Genomic DNA, 16,771 nt, shown 5'->3' with positions numbered 1-16,771 from the left:
CAGATTATTGATTATATGAAATAATTGACATGTATTGCGAACAGGCAGGTATTTACCATAGTCATCCGCAATGTTGTGCTCACGGACGCTCAAGACCAACTAGTACAGGATTTGGTCGCGTCCGGCCGCTATCAGAATTATAGAGAAGCGTTGCGCGCCGGCCTTCGGCAACTGGTGCGAGAAGAGGCGGGACTGGTATTTCTCAGACAACGCATATAGGAAGGCCTGCCTCAGGTGCAGGCCGGAGATCTGGCCGACGGCATCGGTGTGGATCCGATCCGCGGTGCCTTTGCAAGGCGCGACCCAAAGCGTGACCAAGTCTTTTTGAGTGACGCGCCGCGCAGAAGCCAACCGCACGGAGATCGCCCGATAGACCATCGAGAGGTTTGGACGGCACCAAGCCGATCTTCATGAACAGGAGTTGATTGCGCGCCGCCAGAACATCACAGAGGGCGGGGGAGCATTTCCTAGTCCACTTGGCTCAGCCGGACATGGTCATCATTGTTTATATCCTGCATTCTCGCTGCGACACGTTTTCGCGATGGCGATGTTGCCGGGTGCGGCAGGGGGGCGATGGTTAGATCGCTTAAATTCAGATTTCGTCCGGGCAGGGGCGTGGCGCCGCTTTTTACCCGTGACGCCCGTTTCCAGGCAAAATAAATCACACCTGAAAAGGGGAAACCTATACTGTTTGGCTGCATTTTCGGTTCCCATTAAGCCTTCGGATGGCCGAAGATCTTCTTGCAAAACCTGGGATCATTATCTCGCATCAAACAATCCGACTTTGGGCCGGGAAATTCGGGTGACAGTTTGCTAAAAACATCCGCAACCGATCGTCCGATCGCTTCTCCGACAAGTAGCGTCTGGATAAGGTTGCTGTAGTGATCTGGGGTAAGAAGCACTAGCCTTGCCGGGCAGTGGACCCGGATGGGTTCGTTTTAGATGTCTTGGTTCAAAACCGGTGTGATATAGCTCAACTCGAAGCCGCGTGAATATCGCGATCAGCCCAAGTTTCGCGACCGATCAGTTAACTTACAGTGCCCCTTGGCTCAGTTCCGCCTGCTGCTGCGCAAGCTATCGATTTGACCTCCGGGCTGCCTTTCAAGGCGTTTGCATCTGTTGAGGCCAAACGTGGGGACCTGTCACCCCTGCCTCGCTACGTGCAACATGGGCTGTGGCAAACATGTTATGATGTTCATACCGACTCTCGTAACACCAAGGACTTCAACCCGGAGGGCTGACTGACAACCTATCGCTGCATCGCGGATTTGATGAAGATTCGCCAAGAGATTCCCGCTTTCTTCGGGACATCCTGGTTTTATGATCCTGCTCTTATCGAGATCAGCCCCCGGTTGGCTTATCTTCAGGAAGTTCCGAAATCGGGCGGCGCATTCTTTATCTGGAATGGGCCAGGTCAGATTCATACGGACCGTGCGACGCTGACATCCAAGACGCGCCGAAAACTCTATGAAGCTGGGAAATACCTGCCGACTTGCTACACTATGATTTGGCCACGTCAGGCTCTGATCGAGTGGTCTGAAACGCTGTGACTGATCATTTGGCTATATATCTGCCTGTGAGCCGGGTGAGCGCGACTTTATAAATGCTAGTTCAATTCGGACTCTTCGGTTAGGACTCATGTCAGTGATATTTAAAGTAAGAGGCCCCTGATGGGTGTTAACAGCACGTTTTCCAAGCCTTTAAAGAACGCGATTGCTCACGGTTTGAACTTTCTACCCAAGACAGCCCGTAACAAAGCAAAATACATGATTGAAAATGCGTTCTGGAAAAGGGTTCTGAAAGATTCGAACCAGAAATTCTACAATGGACACATGGAGAAAGCTTTTACTGACGTCTTCCAGCTCGACAAATCCTTTTATGACAACAAGAAAATTCTCGACATCGGATGCGGCCCAATCGGCACTCTGGAATGGGCTGACAATGCGCAGGAACGCGTTGGCGCAGACCCACTGGCAGAATCTTATTTGAAAATGACGCAGGGCAAGCAGCAAATGAAATATGTGCATGCACATGCCGAACGCCTGCCTTTTGACGATGACTATTTTGATGTCGTCTCCATTTTCAACGCCCTTGATCATGTGGACAATGTGGATGAGGCAATCTCTGAGGCGTGCCGCGTTGTCGCGCCAGGAGGTACGTTTTTGTTGATTGTGGAGTTAAATCACAAGCCCACAGTCACCGAGCCCCATAGCATTGATAAAAATATCCTGGAAAAATTTGGATTTGATGTCGTTTTCGAAGGAACATATGCGCTGCGTGACGACCACAACGTATACGGATCTCTGTTCGATGCGCTGCCCCCAAGCGATCCAAACGCACCGGCTGTAATGTGCGCGCGCATGGCGACCTGATCACTTGGTACCCGGGGCAACAACACCGAATACGAAGCTGAAACGCGCGGTTTCCTGAAGGGCAGGAGTGAATCCGGAAGGGCTATTAAAGAAACAATTATCATGGCTTTTGCACTTCGGTTCCGGTCGCAGAACGATCCGGCGGCGTCAAAAACCACACTGTGTTTTTGTTTTGAACTCCGGCTTTGCTGACCCCAAAATGACTATATAATGGGCCTTGTGGTACCCCGCCGCCACGCGCAGGGAGATTATGCTTTCAACCACGTGCTCATCATGATGAAGAATCACCTTTATGTTTATAGTTCTTGTAAGTTTGTAACGATTTAGATTTGGAAGGTTATGGTGCCGACTTTTGCAGTGCAGAGCGAACCGGCGGGCTCTCGGGATTTGCCTGAACCTGGTCACACAGACGTGCCTCTGATCGTCGATCTGGACGGAACCCTGACCAAATCCGATACCATGCATGAGGCGCTTTTGCTCTTAATCGCCCGGCATCCGGCCAGATTGCCGCAGATCATGGGCTGGTTGTCCTCTGGGAAGGCCGGGTTCAAGGACAAGCTCGCGTCCGAGATCGTGGTTGATGCGGAGTCCGTTCCTTTGCGCGACGAAGTTCTACAGCTCATTGGCGTGGCCAGGGCCGAAGGACGCAGGGTGCTGCTGGTGTCGGCTTCAAACCAGCGGCAGGTCAGCCAGATCGCAGAGCAGCTGGATTTGTTTGACGAGGCTGTGGGCTCGGATGCATCGCATAACCTGTCCGGCAAGGCAAAGGCCGACTGGCTGGTTGATCGCTTTGGCGAAAAGGGCTTCGACTATGTCGGGGATTCCAGCGCGGATCTCAGCGTGTGGCCCCGGGCGCGCAAAGCGATCACGGTCGGCTCAAACACTGCACTACGGCGGAATGTAGACGACATGGGTATCGACAGCACCCATCTGACCGGTGACGATGCTGACAATCTCCTCGGTCGCACCCGGCACTACGTCAAGGCGATGCGCCCGCATCAGTGGCTCAAGAACCTGCTTGTATTTGTGCCCGCCCTTGCCGCGCATGACTTGGCTGCTTTGCTGCCGTCTCTTTTTGCCTTTGTCGCATTCTCGCTGGCGGCCTCCAGCATCTATCTGATCAATGACATGCTGGATCTTCATGTCGATCGCCAGCACCCGCGCAAATGCAAACGTCCCTTCGCGGCCGGAACCATACCGGTTTCACACGGCGTGGTTCATTCCGCAGTGCTGTTTATGATTGCGATGACCATCGCGGTCTTCCTGTCCCCGTCATTTGCCATGGTTCTGTTGGGGTATGTCGCTCTGACATTCGCATATTCGCTTGTGCTCAAACGCAAGCTCATGGTCGATATCTGGACGCTGGGCGCGCTTTATACCATCCGGATCGTGGCCGGGGGGGCCGCCGCCGGTATCGCCCTGTCGGAATGGCTGCTGGCATTTTCAATGTTCGTGTTCCTGTCTCTGGCCGCCGTCAAACGGATTTCTGAACTGAAAGATCTGGAGGCGCGAAACCTGACAAGCACGGATGGCCGGGGCTACCGTGTCGCAGATCTTCCGGTTGTTCTGGGTGCCATGCTGGCGTCGGGGTATTGTTCAGTCGTCATCCTGGCGCTTTATGTTTCGAATTCGAACGTGGCCAGCCTTTATTCTGAACCCAAGCTGCTGTGGCTGGCCTGCATGATGCTGTTGTATTGGATCAACCGGGTGGCCATCATTTCATACCGGGGTGAGATGGATGACGATCCCATCGTTTTTGCCTTGCGCGACCGGGTCAGCCTTGCGGTGTTTACGTGCTGCGGCGCGATATTCGTAGCGAGCGCACTGCTATGACACTCACCCAGCTTGTGTTTCGCTACAGCGCCTTTGCGGTTGTGGCCACAATCATCAACCTGCTGACGCAACGCCTGTCGCTAGCGCTTTATGGGGGTAGTTTCGCGATCCCGCTGGCGATTTTTGCGGGTACAGTCACGGGGCTGGTCGTCAAGTTTCACCTCGACAAGCGCTGGATCTTCTTCGACATGGCCCACAACGCGCAAACCCGGAAATTCGGTCTCTATACGCTGATGGGCGTGGTGACGACCATCATCTTCTGGGGCACCGAATACGGGTTCTGGTTGATCTGGCAAACCGATCTGATGCGCGAGGTGGGCGCGGTGTTGGGACTGACCGTCGGCTATTGCACCAAATATCACCTGGACAAACGTTTCGTCTTTGTTCCGCAGCCCGGGTTTGGACACAAGGCATGACCAAAGTTCAATCCTTGTCAGGCTGGGCGCGCTGGCCCCGAAGAGAATGCAGAACCGCGCCTCTGGATCCGGAATCCGTTGCTGACCTGGTCCCGCTGGCGGATCGGGGCATGATCGCCCGCGGGCTTGGGCGCTCTTACGGCGATATTGCGATGAACCCTGGCCTGACGCTGATGGGCGCCCAGCGAAACCGCATCCTGTCCTTTGATGCAACCAGCGGAAAGCTGGTCGCCGAGGCCGGTCTGAGCATCGCCGAAATCCTGCAGATATTTGTCCCGCGCGGGTGGTTCCCGGCAGTCACCCCCGGCACAAAGTTCGTGTCTCTTGCAGGTCTCATCGCGGTCGACGCCCATGGTAAAAACCACCACAAGGTCGGCAGCTTCGGCGATCACGTCGAATGGTTTGACCTTTATTGTGCTGATGGCCAGATACGCCGCTGTTCACCCACAGAGAACACCGATCTGTTCAACGCCACAATCGGCGGGAACGGTCTGACCGGACATATCCTGACGGTCTGCATCACGCTGCTGTCGATCTCATCGGGCTGGGTCGCTCAGAAAACCCTGTTGGCCAGCGATCTGGATCAGGCCATCGAGATTTTCGAAACCCATAGCAACGTCACTTATTCCGTCGCATGGATCGACTGCCTGGCAAAAGGGGCCGCGCGCGGGCGGTCTTTGGTGTTTCTCGGCGAACACGCGACACCTGATGAGTTGGACGGCGCCAAAGCGGACCGCCCGTTCGACATCCCTGCCCATCGCACTTTGCGTATGCCGATGGACGCCCCGTCCTGGGCGCTGAATTCATACACGCTGCGCGCGTTCAATCGTTTGTATTACAAGGTAAACTCCGGAAAACCGGACACCCGGTTGATTGACTACGACAAATATTTCTACCCGCTGGACGCCATTCTGGAGTGGAACCGTCTTTATGGTCGCGCCGGTTTTGCCCAATATCAATGTGCGCTCCCGCTCAACGAGTCCCGCGAGGGTCTTCTGAAGCTGTTGACGGCCATATCCAACGCGGGTCTCGGCTCATTCCTCGCCGTCCTCAAGCGGTTTGGGCCGGGCGCCCCAGAGCGCCCGCTGTCCTTCCCAATGGAGGGCTATACCCTGGCGCTGGATTTCCAGATGGCTCCCGATGCCTTGACGCTGATGACGGCCATGGACGAGATTACCTGTCAGCATGGCGGCAGGTTGTACATGGCCAAGGACAGCCGCATGAGCCAATCTACGCTGGAAACCGGATATGCCGAAGGTGTGTCCGCCTTTCGCGACCTGCGCGCGGCCACCAGATCGCGCCCGTTGTTTCAATCCCTGTTATCCCAGAGGTTAAATCTGTGACACCTGCCAATGCCCCCGCTCTGATCCTCGGTGCCCGCTCCGGTATCGCACGCGGCATCGCCATCGCACTGGCCAAACGGGGCCATCCGCTGATGCTGGCCGCGCGCAGGGCAGGGGAGCTGGACAGCGATGTGTCCGACCTTTCGATCCGCTACAATTGCGAGGTCACCGCACATGAGTTCGACGTTCTGGACCTGGATGGGCACGAGGGCTTTCTCGATAGGCTGCCATCGACCCCGTCAATCATCGTCTGCGCCATCGGCGTTCTGGGAGATCAGGAACAGGATGCCGGAGATGCCGCGGCCATGAAGCTGATCGTGGACAGCAATTATCTGGCGCCCTGCCTGTTTCTGGAACAGGCCGCCGCGCGTATGGCACAGGCGGGCGGCGGCTCGATCGTTGCCATCGGTTCTGTGGCCGGGGATCGCGGACGCGCAAAGAACTATGTCTACGGATCGGCCAAGGCGGGTTTCGCGACCTATATCTCGGGTCTGCGCCAGAAATATGCCGACAGTGATCTGCATGTGATGACCGTGAAACCGGGCTTTGTCAGAACCGCGATGACCGAAGGCATGGACCTGCCCGGACCGCTGACCACCGACGCCGAACCCTTTGCCGAACGGGTGGTTGTTGCCATGGGACGTGGCAGGCAGGTCTATTCCGACCTGCGGTGGCGCGCCCTGATGGCAGTGATCACACATTTGCCCGAACGTATATTCATAAAAACGAAATTCTGAAGAGGCCGGACACGACAATGGCATTGGAACGACGTTTTGAAGATTTTCTGCTGGCACTGGCTCTGACCTGCGCGGGCGCGGCTTTGGCCTGGCTGCTCTCGGGCGGGCTGCCTGCCATCGGTATCGACGATGCCGCCATTACGCGGTCTTATGCGGAAAACGTCGCTAATGGTGCAGGCTATGTCTACAATGTCGGCGGAGAGCGTGTCGAAGGGTCCACTGCATTCTTATGGGTCGGCATTCTGACTCTGGCCTACAGCCTGACCCCAACTCCGGAACTTATCATCATCGCGCTCTGCGGCACGTTTGCTCTGGCTGCGGTCTATATTGCGCTGAGGCTGATCCGCGCCATAGCCGATTGGGTGGGCATCGAAGCCGCCCCGGCCATCTGGGTCTTGTCTGTCTGCCTGATCGCCAGCCCGGGCTATTTCATGTGGTCCGTCTGGACGATGATGGAACTGGCGCTCTGGTCGATGCTGCTGATCTGGATGGTGTTCCTGCTGGCACGGCTGGTCGAGGATGACCGAGGGCCGGGCAACACCGTCTGCCTTCTTCTTGCCGCCGTCCTGATGCCTCTGGTGCGCCCTGAGGGGATTGCCGTTGCGGTCGGTCTGCTTGCCCTGAGCCTGATCCTTGCACCACGGCTCTGGCGCGCGTTGGGCGCGGCTGTTCTTGCAGCTATCGCTTCCTTCGTTGCGGTCACTTCGTTCCGCCTGTCCTATTTCGGCCAGCCCTTTCCCAATACGTTTTACGCAAAGGTCTCCTCGGACGAATTGCAGGGCCTGAAGGACGGACTTAAATATCTGGTGGATTTCCTGCTGAATGGTCCGTTCGTGGAAATCTTCGTTGTGGTCTGGGTGGGAGGCGCCATCTGGGCGCTGATAGGGGTCACACAGGCCCGACCCGGGGCGCGGGCATTGTTGGTCACTGCGGCCGCAGTATTCGGGATGCTGTTGATCTATGCAGCACTTGGCGGCGATCACTTTGTTCTGTGGCGCTTCTATCAGCCCGTGGCCCCGCTGATGCCGGTCTGTCTGGCGCTTCTGATCGCCACGGCCGCCTCATCCACTGCAGCATCCGTTCACCGAGGTCCGGCCGTGCTTGCCGCGGGCGCCGCCATGATCGGTATCATCGTGGTTGGATGGATGCATTACTACCAGTCCCGGTTCGACATTCGGAAAGAATACACGCTGGTCGAGCAGGGCTTGAGCTTTGGCAATTTTCTTAACGGAATCGAACCGCTTCCATCAATCGGAGTTGGCCCCGCGGGGGGCATAGCGCTGGCATATGACGGTGAAATCCTTGACCTGCTGGGCCTGAACTGGGTGGAGATGGCCCACGCCAATCCAGTCAAGGTCGGCATGCGCAATCACGCAAGCTTTGATAAAGGCACCTTCTGGAAGCACGCACCCGATGTGCTGGCCGCTTTCAACCGGTCTTGCACGAAGGACAATTCACTGGCGTTCTGGTCACATGCCGACAATGCCTTTGACGGGATATTTTCAGATGAAAAGTTCCAGCGCTCCTATGTACCCGTCGCCTTCGTACAAGGGGCCGAATGTTGGCCTGGCTTCGCCCAACCGCACTGGTTGTCCGAAGCAAACCCTGATAAGGCAATCAGGACTTTTGACTGGGCGGATGTGAAAACCCTGGATTGATCCGAAATGGCCAGACAGCAACCTTCCAATGGACATCCCGCCAAAGGATTTTTTGTCAATGTCAGCTCGCTGGTTTCGGCACGTCTGTTTCTGGCTCTGTCCCAGGTTCTGGTTCTGCCGATCGTTGCCCGTCATCTGAGTGTCGACGAATTTGCACTGATGGCAATGGCCATGTCGGTCGTGATCTTCTGCAGCGTGCTGAGCGACGCGGGCCTTGGGCGCTCGCTGATCCGCACACCAACTTACGATCACGACGAATGGGTCAGCGTTTTCTGGCTGCTGGTCGCGGTGGGGATTGGTCTGGCCTTGATCATACTTGCAATCGGACCACTCTGGGCTGCGTTCTTCGAGCAACCGTCTCTGGTATCGATCCTCAGCGCGCTGGCCATCGTTCCCTTGTGTCAGGCGATTTCAGCCACTCCAAATGCCGAAATTGAACGGCGCGAGAATTACACCGGTATCGCCAAGGTTCAGATGACGACGACCGTCATCAGCCTTGGTTTTGCAGTTGCCCTTGCCATTCTGGGGGCAGGGGTATGGGCACTTGTGGCTCAGCAGGTTTCTCTTGCAGTCGTCAGACTGGCGGGGATTGTCTATCTGTCCGAGTTCCGGCCCAACCTGACATTCAAACCACACCTGATCCGGGGGCACCTGCTGTTTGCCCGAAACGCCCTGACAGTCTCGGCCATTTCGGCAATCAAGGGCCAATTCGCCGTCATTGCTATCGGCAAGCTCAACGGCGAAGCCTCCCTGGGCCTGTTCTCGATGAGCGCGCGTTTCTCCAGGCTGCCGCAATTTGGTCTGGTCGGACCAATGTCGACCGTTGTCTATGTTCGCATGGCCAAAGCACAACACGATCCCAGGCGCCTGGTAGAAATTTATCTTGCCGCGATGAATCTAATGGCCACGCTTCTGTTTCCGGTCCTGGCGATGATAGCCGTTGCCGGGACAGCAATTTTCACTGTGATGTTGTCTGATAAATGGGCGCAAGTTGCGCCGATCTTCGCCCTATCCATACCCGGCCTTGCGTTTGAGGCGATTGCCGTAGTTCTGCTTGTCTGCATCTTCCGTGCGACCAACCACACGGATCTGCATGTCAGACTGAGTACGGAATCTGCAATTCTCTATATAGGTCTGGTTGCCGCCGCCGCTGTGCTTTCCGATGTATTAGCCGTTGCAACCGCTATTTCGACCTGGGGTTTTGCGGTAGTGCTACGTGGATGGTTTTTAGCGAAACGAGTTGTGCCAGTCAGGGTATCGGACTGCCTGCGCACGCTTTTCGTACCAACACTGCTGTCATTTGTCATGGTGTGCTGCCACGCCCTCTTGCGAAAGTTTCTGTCTCCCGGACATATTGCGGAAATAGCAATGGCCAGTTGCGTTCTGGCCGCGGGACTTGGACTGACGGTTTTTATACAGCGCAAGGACTTGGCCCAGGCCATACAGGTATTTCAGGAAACTTGATACCTGGAGATCGGCTTGATGCTGCCTTAGGATCTCGCAACCTTTAAATAAGTCCGGCCTGACCCGCACCGGACCGATCTCAGCCGTAAAACTCATGGCTTGGCTTCATAAAGCAGCCCTTCATGACACCATAGTGGAATCCACCCCGAAGCGCCCAAAACGCACGCCTGTTTTTGCTTGCCAACGAGGTCGCAGCGCGCAGGCCGCAATAAGATGCCTTGGCAAAGCTCTTGACCAACATCAGGGGAGTTTTACGTGTCTGGCCCTGCAAGGCACAAAACCCGTAGATAGTCCCCCGAGCCGTGGTTTTTACCCAAAGCCATTTGAAGGACAGGCGCGAGGGGTCCACCGGTTCGTGAACAACAGCCGATGTGCTGATCGCCATGGGAACGCCGCCCCGGTGCTGGCGAAAGAAAAAGTCGATATCCTCTCCGCCGGTCCGCCCGAAATCGAGGCTGAACCGGGCGTCACGCAGATCTGCATCGCGCCGATCCAACAGGACGTTTCCGGAAAACCCCGTCTCAACGGTTCCGTTCAACGCCGACGGAACACTTGAATGCACCTTGTTTTCCAGCATCCAGTCCGGTGCATCGGGTGGATAAACAGCATAAACAGGGCCAAATACAATCCGGGCCCGTTCCCGTTCTGCGGTTTCCAGCAGACCGGCTACCCAGCCCGGCTCGGCGGTTTCGTCATCGTCGATGAACAGCAGATAGTTCGCATCGGAATTTTCGAGACAAGCGTTTCGCGCGATCGAGATGTTGCGGGCCGGGGCGTGCACATAATCCAGATTCAGCCCCAACTCTCTGGCCAGCGCTTCAATCTCATGCTTCTTGACTGGCTGTTCGTCATTGTCCGCAACGATAATCCGGACAGTGATATTTTCCGGAGTCTTCTGAAGCGCCAGACTTTCTAACGTCCGCTGCAGGCTGTCGCGGCGAAATGTACAAATGCCAATATCAATATTCATGTCCCGCCACCTAAATGGCCATATTTTGCCAATAGACTTGCAAAGCAAGATTGCGGTTCCATTTATAGACGAAATCCCGCAACATTACCTCACTCGACTCCGCACGAGAACGGAAGCGATTTCGCTTATTATGACAGGCAGGATCCAGATAAGACATGATCATATCTAGGTTGTTTTTTTCCTTGGCCATATCCCTTGGGTTGTGTTTTATTATGTATCTGGTGTTTGGGGGGGCCTTACTCATGTGGATTTTCGCGGGCTGGCTTTTGTCGGCACCGCTGCTTCTGATCATCCTCTATGTCGAACACAGCGACCGCTTCAAAAATTGGCAGGGCACCCACAGTTCGCGTCAGACAGCGCCAGACAGACGGCCAGTCACGAACAAGAACACTGTTTTCAAGAAAATCTGAAGGTCAAGCTTCAGGCTTGAGTTACGCACATACCATACGTCGAGCGAGACACGCTCTTCGTAGGATGTGTCCGACCGGCCGCCAATCTGCCACGCGCCGGTGATACCTGGCTTTACCGCCACGTAATAAGCCTTGTCCTGCCCATAATACGACAGCTCTGCGCGCGTGACCGGACGGGGGCCAACAACACTCATATGTCCAAAGAACACGTTAAAAATCTGCGGCAGCTCGTCCAAGCTGGATTGGCGCATCAGATTTCCGAGCCCCGGAAAGACCCTGGGATCATCTTTCAGCTTCTTTGTTTCTTCCCACTCGCGGCGCAGAACAGGATTCTCAGCAAGTATCTTGTCGAGTACTTCTGCGGCATTGGGCACCATCGTCCGGAATTTCAGGCACGGAAACACCTTGCCATCCAATCCGACGCGATCGTGCAGGAAGATCGGCGACACCCGATAAACGGCTATTATATAGAGCGACAGCAAGGCCATGATTGGTGCGAACAACACAATCATCATTGACGACAGTACTATATCGCTCGCACGCTTCACAAGCTTCCCAGAGACCCGGTATTCTCCAGCAACGCGAACCTTGCCAGACTTACCAGAAGAGCAAAAATGCCGACAGGCTTCGTTCCTATGTCCCTCAAAAACCCTGTCTTCCCCCGACACTGTGGTCACGGAATCCAAAGACATTACTTTTACCCCCACGAACTCAACACGCAAAAAATTTTACCAATCAGTCGCCGCACTCACCCCGCCAAAAATACGGGCCGACAATACAGGAAGAGTTTATCAATCATTAACGCCACGGCAAGCTCCAAACACAACTACCTTAATTTTGCCTCTTTTTTCCCTATCTTGCGCCGCAAACTGATGCACTCGTATGTGATTCAGATAACAATTCCATAAAATTTTGGGCATTTATCTACACTCTGAGCCGAATCGCAACCTGAACACGGCGGCGAACACTTGATACGCCAGAAGGCGATCGCCATTTTTTGGCCACCCCTATGTCAGACCAGCTTTGTCAGCAGAGTTAAAAATTACTCTTACTTTTATCAAGATTTATCTGTGGGTGCCCCGGTTGCTGTGAGCGAATTCAAAGCATTGGAACGTCTGATTGGGTGCAGTCATGCCTCCGGCCTCTGATGTGTCGAAACACTATCGGCGGACTCTTATGGAGATGCGAAGCTTGGGTTCCAATCAGCTTAGCGGGCTCGTGGGCCACTAAATTATCCTGGTTTTCCCGGAGCTAATCTCAAGATCATCGTGTTCCGCAACTTGTTCTTCGTCCTCTCAATTCTGCAAGTTCGCGGTCAACAGTTTTGATTTAACGCAGATAGGCCTCGACCAGGAGAATGACGGCCTCTGACACGGCATCATTCTCAGAGCGGCAGCGCACGGCAAACAACCGGCCGTTTCGACGCTGTACCGGAAGCAGAATTCCATATTCCGCCAGGTATCGGAACAACATAACTTGCGATTGCCAATCTACATCTTTCACGACGACCGTGAAGCAGCCTCGGCAATAGCGCGCACCGTCTGACATAAAGTGCCGGAATAAGACGGACGTCATGGCCCGCAGTTTGCGCGATGCGACCCCAGTGGCGTGCAGTTTCGCAAGCTTCCATGCCGACGATACAAGGCGGTAACTCTGAAAGGAGTTTCTGGAGCTGTGGACGCGTCGACTCCCTCATTACTCAACATAACAATGGTTATCTGCGTGAAAACATGTAGCCGCAAAGCTAAAATATCACCCATGAGCAACTCAGGAATGTCACTCTGCCCTCAAAAATCATTGAGGACGACCGGACATGGGATGGGTGGTTATAAGCGAGCGCGAGTTGAACCGCGTAGAGGTGTTGGCGCAGGTCAATGATGGCCTTCACCAGCTCGAGGCCATCGCCGAAGGAAAATTCTTGAACTTTGCCCCGAAACTCTCAATTACCATTTGCAGGCTGGTTTGATGTCGACCCTGCAATCATAAGGATTGGTTTTGAAAGACGTACCCCCCAACATGATCCGAGCAATTCACTGGTTACAATTGTCGTAGCGACCTACAATCGCGGTGCAGTTCTGGCTCGCACGCTCAGAACAGTAAAAGCGCAAACCGAAACCAACTGGCAGGTCATTGTGGTCGGCGATGCCTGTACGGATGATACCGGAGATCGGGTTGCTGCACTGAATGACCCCCGCATCCGCTTCGTAAACCTGCCTGAAAGGTTCGGAGAACAGGCCGGGCCGAATTCCGTCGGCATGGCCATGGCGGATACCCCATATGTCGCCTTTCTCAATCACGATGACCTTTGGTTCCCCGAACATCTGACCCTTGCCATCAACCGGCTCGAACAGAGCGGCGCTGATCTTTTCTGGTCGCGGGCTGCATTCTTCACCAATCGTGGTGCCTGGAACAATCGGGGCTTTTTTGTCGAACTTTCCCCAACCGGGCGCACGCTGGATGACATCTACGAAAACAAGTTCTTCATATGTGAACCGCTGAGTTCCTGGGTTATGCGCCGGGATGCGCTGATGCGGTTGGGGCCGATGAAGCTGGCCAGTCAGACAACCATGGTCCCCATCGCTGAATACTGCGTGCGCGCAGCGCGCAATGGCGTAAAGCTGCATTCCGATGACACCATCACCGTTCTGAAAGATCGCATGTGGTGCCCGCCTCCACTGTACAACAACACATCGGAATACGCCGAACGCTGGGTTCAGATGTGCGAAGCCGGGCACACAGATCAGCTGCGGCAGGAAATCGAACGCGACATATGGCTGTCTACATCTCTTGGCCTGGATCGTTCGTTCTCAAACCCAAGCATCGGCAACAAATCGACCCCCAATGCACGGATCGATCGTGAAATCGGGTTGAACCTGACGGAAATGCACATGACCGCGCGAGGGGAACAGGGAAACTTGCTGGGTTCAACGTTAAAGCGCCGGACAGGTTGAGCAGCCTCATCTGACTGGTCCAAGTTGATTGTTAGTGCATCATCGGCCTGTGATCCATCGGGACGATGGTTTCGGGCGCTCATACCAGGAAGTCGGGTTTGGCACGCGTCAGGAATATGGCCCGTCCCTGCACAATGCCTTTGGTACACCGAAAGAGATGCGAAACTGGATTGCATCGCAGAATCCGTCGCCGCTGATCCAGATCAGGCAGAGCGATGAAGGCGGTCGGTTCATGCACGTCAAGGCAACATATCAGATTGCACTGATCAAGGACTGCCCGCCGCGTCACCAGTACCCCTTTGGGCAATGGATCCCCCTGTCGGTCATGGAAGAGCTTGTCGCCCGGCCGGGTGCGACGACAAATGAACTTCGGACAATTGCATCCATGATCCTCAGCACCGAGTTCGACGAGGCCTGCGCCAAAGAGTAATCCCGCCTCCGGTATCGGAGGTTCCACAGAACGGGGCAAATGCCTGCAGCAGGCCCTTACCCCCTGCCCGCTGATACGCGCCAATCGATTACCTTTGATTGAGGCACAGAGTTTTTTGCCTGGCGGCATCTCAAAGCCGGTGTAGGTGCGGACGCTTGGCTCTGCGACCCGCAAACCTCCTACCAGAAAGACACCGTCGGAAGTACAAACAACAGACTTCGAAAATACCTTCCCTGATCAACCGAACCTATGGCGCTTACAAACATCCCGATCTGCCCATAACTTCCGGATACAGGCGAATAACATGCCAGACTGGTATTTTTTTTCGGGCGTGTGCTAAACATGACAGCATTTACGAGTGCCGTGACCATTTTGTAAAAGGGACATTTATGAGTCAGCAAACGCGCGGAGAAAGGCTGACCCGAACAGGGGACAGCGCTCTGCAAAGTTACAAGAAGCGGATTGTCGGCAGTACGCGGCTGGTGGACCTGATCAAATACGAGGCCAGCACATTGTTCCTGATGAACCTGCCCGGTGCGCTGGGGCTGGTTGGCCAACAAAAAATCTATCCCGCCCTCCTCGGTCATTATGGCAAAGGTGCCGCCATTTCGCGGGCGGTCACTTTTCGCTACCCGGCCCGTCTGTCGCTCGGCGCGGGCACACTAATCGACGAAGGCGTTCTGTTCGACATCAAAAGCACCGCAGCTTCGGTCACGCTGGGTGACCGAAATCAGATCATGCAAGGGGTACATTTCGAAACCGGATACGAGGGGCATGTCACGCTTGGCAATGACTGTTTTGTCGGGGCCTACACAATCCTGAACGGCTACGGCGGGCTTGAGATCGGGGACAACGCCCTGATCGCCGGCCATTGTCATATCGTGGCAGGTGATCATGGATTTGCGGATCTGAACCGTCCAATGAACGCACAGGGTATTAACAGCAAAGGCATCGTGATCGAGGACGATGTCTGGCTTGGTGCCGGTGTCAAGGTTCTAGACGGGGTCCGGATCGGTCGCGGCAGCATCGTCTCGGCGGGTACCGTGGTGACCCGCGATATCGAGCCGTTCAGCATCATGGGTGGGGTTCCGGCCAAACTCATTCGCAAACGAGTGCAGGAAGATGACTGACACCGCCAAAACAGACCCTGATACGGCTGCTAAGAACCGCTGGCGCCCAGTCATTACCCTAGCAATCAAAGCAGCAATCAGTGCCGGGCTGCTGGCTTGGCTGCTTTACACCCAGATCGACAACATGGACGAAATCTGGAGTGCAATCGGCCAGGCCAGCCCCCAATTGCTGACCTTCGCCTTCTCTCTGAATGTGGCGGGCTATTTGCTGTGTTCCTGGCGCTGGCAGATCCTGCTGCGGGCACAGGGATTCTTCGTACCTCTGATCGAATTGATCCGCGCCTATACGATCGGGATTTTCTTCAACGCATTCCTGCCCGGCCTGATGAGCGGTGATTTCATGCGTGCGTATGATATTTCCGACCGGGTCCCATCCTATACCCGGTCCTTCACGATCCTGTTTGTCGAGCGGCTGACCGGAATGTTCGGCCTGCTGGTGCTGGCACTCCTTGCCCTGCCGATCATCGGCTGGGAGATCACCGGCCAGACTGGCATTGGCTGGATTCTTGCTGTGGTCACCACCCTGCTGCTGGCGGCCTGCCTGGGGTTGCTGGCGATGCGGCGGCAACGCAGCGGTCCGCTGTGGTCCCTGCCCGGCTTTCGCAAGCTTGGTCTGATCAGCGAACATATTACCGAAACCTCTCGAATGTTCGCCTCGCGCATGAGGGCGGTCTATGGCTGTATGGCAATCTCGGTCATCTTTCAGGCCAATGTGGTCCTGCATTATTACCTGATCGGTCTGGCCGTCGGAATTGACCTGCCAGCGCTGATCTATTTCGGGATCATCCCTGTCTCGGTTTTTGTGATGATGATCCCTGCCTCGGTGAACGGGATCGGCATTCGCGAGCAGATCTTCGTCTACCTGTTCGGCGCCTTTGGCGTCGGCGCGGCCGAGGCCATCTCGCTGGCGTGGATTGCTCTGGGCATGGTGCTGCTTCAGGCTGTGGTCGGCGGAATCCTGTTCGCGACCCGCAAACGCGATCGGGTGAAACCGGTCGAAACCTGGGCCAAAACCGGCAAAAGCGGCTGAACGCATGATTACGCATGCGGAATCTCA

The 16,771-nt window shown here is 55.4% G+C and carries 15 protein-coding genes and 1 pseudogene; 14 read left to right on the top strand and 2 right to left on the bottom strand.

Translation table 11 applies throughout. The annotated features are described in order from the left end of the window. The first annotated feature begins 75 nt into the window (after positions 1-75). The 9 genes from ACR0LN_RS18375 (at position 76) to ACR0LN_RS18335 (ending at position 9,823) form a co-directional block, all read left to right on the top strand. On the top strand, positions 76-219 hold the full coding sequence (locus ACR0LN_RS18375) for a ribbon-helix-helix domain-containing protein (protein WP_480431746.1): 144 nt from the start codon (positions 76-78) through the stop codon (positions 217-219). Between the two features lie 1,052 nt (positions 220-1,271). After that, positions 1,272-1,550, top strand: a complete 279-nt coding sequence (locus tag ACR0LN_RS18370) for a hypothetical protein (RefSeq protein WP_480431705.1) — start codon at positions 1,272-1,274, stop codon at positions 1,548-1,550. 120 nt (positions 1,551-1,670) lie between these two features. Continuing rightward, a complete protein-coding gene (locus tag ACR0LN_RS18365) occupies positions 1,671-2,372 on the top strand; it encodes a class I SAM-dependent methyltransferase (RefSeq protein WP_480431704.1) in 702 nt (233 codons plus the stop codon). A gap of 342 nt (positions 2,373-2,714) precedes the next feature. Beyond that, positions 2,715-4,205 carry a UbiA family prenyltransferase gene (locus ACR0LN_RS18360; protein ID WP_480431701.1) on the top strand — a complete coding sequence of 497 codons (1,491 nt, stop codon included), beginning with the start codon at positions 2,715-2,717 and terminating at the stop codon, positions 4,203-4,205. Beyond that, positions 4,202-4,621 (top strand): GtrA family protein, encoded by a 420-nt coding sequence (locus tag ACR0LN_RS18355; protein ID WP_480431699.1) that lies wholly within the window; start codon positions 4,202-4,204, stop codon positions 4,619-4,621. The genes ACR0LN_RS18360 and ACR0LN_RS18355 overlap by 4 nt, the downstream gene beginning before the upstream one ends. Further along, complete coding sequence (locus ACR0LN_RS18350) at positions 4,618-5,964, top strand: FAD-binding oxidoreductase (protein ID WP_480431698.1); 1,347 nt, start codon at positions 4,618-4,620, stop codon at positions 5,962-5,964. Before ACR0LN_RS18355 ends, ACR0LN_RS18350 begins: the two co-directional genes overlap by 4 nt. Then, positions 5,961-6,701, top strand: a complete 741-nt coding sequence (locus ACR0LN_RS18345; RefSeq protein ID WP_480431696.1) for an SDR family NAD(P)-dependent oxidoreductase — start codon at positions 5,961-5,963, stop codon at positions 6,699-6,701. Before ACR0LN_RS18350 ends, ACR0LN_RS18345 begins: the two co-directional genes overlap by 4 nt. 17 nt (positions 6,702-6,718) lie before the next feature. Further along, the gene (locus tag ACR0LN_RS18340) at positions 6,719-8,359 is read left to right on the top strand and encodes an LTA synthase family protein (protein ID WP_480431695.1); all 1,641 of its coding nucleotides are present in this window, start codon (positions 6,719-6,721) and stop codon (positions 8,357-8,359) included. Between the two features lie 6 nt (positions 8,360-8,365). Then, the gene (locus ACR0LN_RS18335) at positions 8,366-9,823 is read left to right on the top strand and encodes an oligosaccharide flippase family protein (RefSeq protein ID WP_480431693.1); all 1,458 of its coding nucleotides are present in this window, start codon (positions 8,366-8,368) and stop codon (positions 9,821-9,823) included. Positions 9,824-9,902: 79 nt separating this feature from the next. On the opposite strand, the gene ACR0LN_RS18330 is transcribed toward ACR0LN_RS18335, so the two are convergent. Further along, the gene (locus tag ACR0LN_RS18330; protein WP_480431692.1) at positions 9,903-10,793 is read right to left on the bottom strand and encodes a glycosyltransferase; all 891 of its coding nucleotides are present in this window, start codon (positions 10,791-10,793) and stop codon (positions 9,903-9,905) included. Between the two features lie 349 nt (positions 10,794-11,142). Further along, complete coding sequence (locus ACR0LN_RS18325; RefSeq protein ID WP_480431745.1) at positions 11,143-11,895, bottom strand: sugar transferase; 753 nt, start codon at positions 11,893-11,895, stop codon at positions 11,143-11,145. A gap of 1,233 nt (positions 11,896-13,128) precedes the next feature. On the opposite strand from ACR0LN_RS18325, the gene ACR0LN_RS18320 reads away from it, so the two are divergent. The 5 genes and pseudogenes from ACR0LN_RS18320 (at position 13,129) to ACR0LN_RS18300 (ending at position 16,744) form a co-directional block, all read left to right on the top strand. Continuing rightward, entirely contained in the window at positions 13,129-14,154 is a 1,026-nt protein-coding gene (locus tag ACR0LN_RS18320; protein ID WP_480431690.1) for a glycosyltransferase family 2 protein, read from the top strand. Between the two features lie 49 nt (positions 14,155-14,203). After that, a complete protein-coding gene (locus tag ACR0LN_RS18315) occupies positions 14,204-14,584 on the top strand; it encodes an NDP-hexose 2,3-dehydratase family protein (RefSeq protein ID WP_480431689.1) in 381 nt (126 codons plus the stop codon). 60 nt (positions 14,585-14,644) lie between these two features. Continuing rightward, a pseudogene (locus tag ACR0LN_RS18310) lies at positions 14,645-14,815 on the top strand (IS30 family transposase); the annotation flags it as partial. Positions 14,816-14,973: 158 nt separating this feature from the next. Then, a complete protein-coding gene (locus tag ACR0LN_RS18305) occupies positions 14,974-15,714 on the top strand; it encodes an acyltransferase (RefSeq protein ID WP_480431687.1) in 741 nt (246 codons plus the stop codon). Then, complete coding sequence (locus tag ACR0LN_RS18300) at positions 15,707-16,744, top strand: lysylphosphatidylglycerol synthase transmembrane domain-containing protein (protein WP_480431686.1); 1,038 nt, start codon at positions 15,707-15,709, stop codon at positions 16,742-16,744. The genes ACR0LN_RS18305 and ACR0LN_RS18300 overlap by 8 nt, the downstream gene beginning before the upstream one ends. The last annotated feature ends 27 nt before the right edge of the window (positions 16,745-16,771 follow it).

Source organism: Ruegeria sp. AA6, from assembly GCF_056542865.1.
The sequence above is the reverse complement of the archived record's forward strand: the minus strand, read 5'-3'. Positions and strand labels throughout refer to the sequence as shown.